Origin of the sequence: Microcoleus sp. B9-D4 (assembly GCF_036705105.1) — a bacterium.
Lineage (GTDB): Bacteria > Cyanobacteriota > Cyanobacteriia > Cyanobacteriales > Microcoleaceae > Microcoleus.
The window spans coordinates 1-2801 of sequence record NZ_JAUBTS010000128.1 but is presented as its reverse complement, the minus strand read 5'-3'; the positions used below and the strand labels follow the sequence as shown (position 1 = coordinate 2801).

The following is a 2801-nucleotide window of genomic DNA, read 5'->3' as shown; positions in this document are numbered from 1 at the left end:
ACATTGGTTGCCGCACTCGGCCCACTGTTAGTGGCCGTAATTGTGTAGGTGACAGTCGAACCCGCGATCGCAGTAGCGGGCCCGGTTTTGACCGTAACTACATCGGCGCTATCGTTCGTAATAGTGGTGGTGACTCTCGCATCCGGGCTGCTGCCGCTGTTGTTGGCGGGTACGGGATCGATCGTGCTGCTGCTGCTGAATACACTGTTGGTAATAGGGCCAAGTGTAGTTGGGGCGGTAACAGTTACGGTGCGGGTGGTGGTAGCCCCAAAAGGTAAATTCGGAATAGTTGGCCAGGTGACCAGTCTCGTTGTCGGGTTGAAAGTGCCGCCGCCCGGAGCACTAGTTAATACTGCCCCGACGGGCAATCTATCTTCAATCACCACGTTTTCGGCGTCGTTCGGGCCGTTATTTACTGTCGTAATTGTGTAAGTAATGGCGCTGCCCGGTGCCGCTGCCGCCGGGCCTGTTTTCGTTGAGGCAACATCTGCTGTAGTAAGCGGCACGTCTATAGTTTGGATCGACAAAGTGCGAATGTCGTGAATATTTGTTGCGTCTCCCGTTGAACCAGCAAAACCAAATTTGAATGTTGCCGGGATTGGCCCATTTATCTCCTCTAAATTGTCAATGTCGATAATAGTCTCGCCCACATCTGTAAACGAACCATCATTGTCGAGGTCAAAGTTAACAGTGAGACGGTTTGGCGTTGCAGAATTGGGGGGTTCCAAAATAATTTGAACTCTTCTTCTGGCTGCTTCGCGGCTGCTAGTAATGGTGTTGGTCGGCCCGTTTGGTGGCAGAGGATTTACGGTATCGGGAATATTATCTATTCCCTGCGGCACAAACGTAGAAGTTAAAAATTGATATTGCCTAACTTCGCTACCTCGAAGCGTTACCGAATCTGCTCTACGCCCCCCCGGAATTCCGCCTACACGCCCTTGAGTTTCAGTTGAGAAATTTCCGAATTCATCCAATCCAATTCCTAAATAACCTCCCCGTAAACCGGACTGATTTGTATCTCTATTTTGCGCGTAGCCGAGAGAACCTCCATAGCCTCCAGCTTGTGTTGGCGTCACCGTACCGTCAATTAAAAAGAAACTTATGCCGTCCCCTGTCCGCCCTGGTAAATTCGGACGTGCTGTGCCGTTGTAGGCAAATATATCAAAGACAATGTTAAGACCGCTGTTGACGGGAACCTGACTGTTATAGATGACAAAAGTAGATTGGTCAAAAGTTCTTGTAGTTAATCTCAACGCCCCGCTGCCTACCGGGTCTATGTTCAAACCCGGAAAACTCTCCGTTCCGGTTCCTGCTGTTAAAGCTGGAGCGTCTGACCTGCCAGTAACGCCAGAGATCCAAGGCCCGATTAGACGTGCGTCTTGAAAACTTTCGTCCACTAAATTAATGAGGACAGCGCTGTAAGTTTCCTGGGTTTTTGTTTCAAAGGCTATTGCGGTTTTTACTTGTCCTGCTGTAACATTTAATTGCCAGTTTCCTCCTAATTTTGTACTGCCAATTAGATTTTTGGAAGCCGCTATATTTGCGCCTGTTAATTCTCTCAGCTTCCGCACGAAAGCAATCCCTGATTTTCCAGCCCCAACCTTACACGCTAATAATAAAATATCGGCTTTTTCGCTTAAGGCATTTCGCCACTGCTGCAAATGCCGATCGTACTTTGGTAAGTTTTCATCCTTCAGTACAGTTGACCCCAATTGCACGGAAGCTTCATTGCCGTGAGCAACTATCTGAAGGCTGGCAATTAAGCTGCGTTTAGCTAGAATCTCGGTAATTTGTTCTACTCCGTCCAGAGTTTGATCGAGGACAATTATCTCTGTCCCCGGTTTGACTCCACTGGCAAGATGCTGATAATTCTCTACCCTCGGATCGATGCAAACTAAATGTTTTTTATGTTGAGTCTTGACGCCCCGACTCGCTTTTGTTGAACAGGAAATATAGCTCGCCCGATCGCTGACTAACTGCGCCCCAATCAAAGAATCTTTTATGCAGTCGGTGTCGCGGCTGTCGCAACTTGATTTGTGAATTGGCGAAGAGTAGTTGCACCATAAATTTTTCATAATTTACATAGCTCCTTGATTTGTTAATTGTCAATCTTCAGTGGTAGATATTATTGTTAATTGCTAATGGGAAATTTCTAATTGCTAATTTCTCGACTTCGCATAGTTAACAATTTCTATTTACTTCGATTTTTTTTTGATCGACATCTTCCCAAAGTAGCAGTTCGCTGTATCTACCAGATAAATCAGGGGTTTTTTAGCCAATTCAGACGTGGCGGTAAATTATTTTACGATGAAGAAAAACGACCACGATGTACGAAAATACACCGTGTAATTAGATATTGTTTAACCTAAAAGCAGTTGACACTCGTTCATGTTTGTAGTAACAAAAACTTAATTATCCAACTTTTATTAAGACTTGATTTCTTATCAAAAACTAATTTTAGGGCTGTCAATCAGCCCGATATCAGATAATCTATATTTTTCTCAAAAAATGGTTAGATTTTTTGTAGTCATCAACTTCGTTTTAGGCCTTTTATCATGAATGAATGACTCACCAACAACCAATTTTCTGGTCGTCAGGAAGTCAAGTAAGCCAATCCTTTACCAGCGGGATATTTCTTATTTAAAAATATTAAAAAACTCGGTTTATTTAATAAACCGAGTGGCTATAATTTTAGGAAAAATGCAGCGGGCTCAGTGCGCTTTGGTCTTAACGAGCCAGAGTCAGAAAATCCAGAGAAGTAATAGTATTATCAGCCCCAAAAAGCTGAGCCAAAACCTCCC

General features: G+C 44.5%; 1 protein-coding gene. It reads right to left on the bottom strand.

Annotated features, from left to right (window positions below; genetic code table 11):
• On the bottom strand, nucleotides 1-2075 hold a 2075-nt coding region (locus QUB24_RS32795), incomplete at its 3' end, for a DUF4347 domain-containing protein (protein ID WP_333157740.1).
• Nucleotides 2076-2801 lie beyond the last annotated feature (726 nt).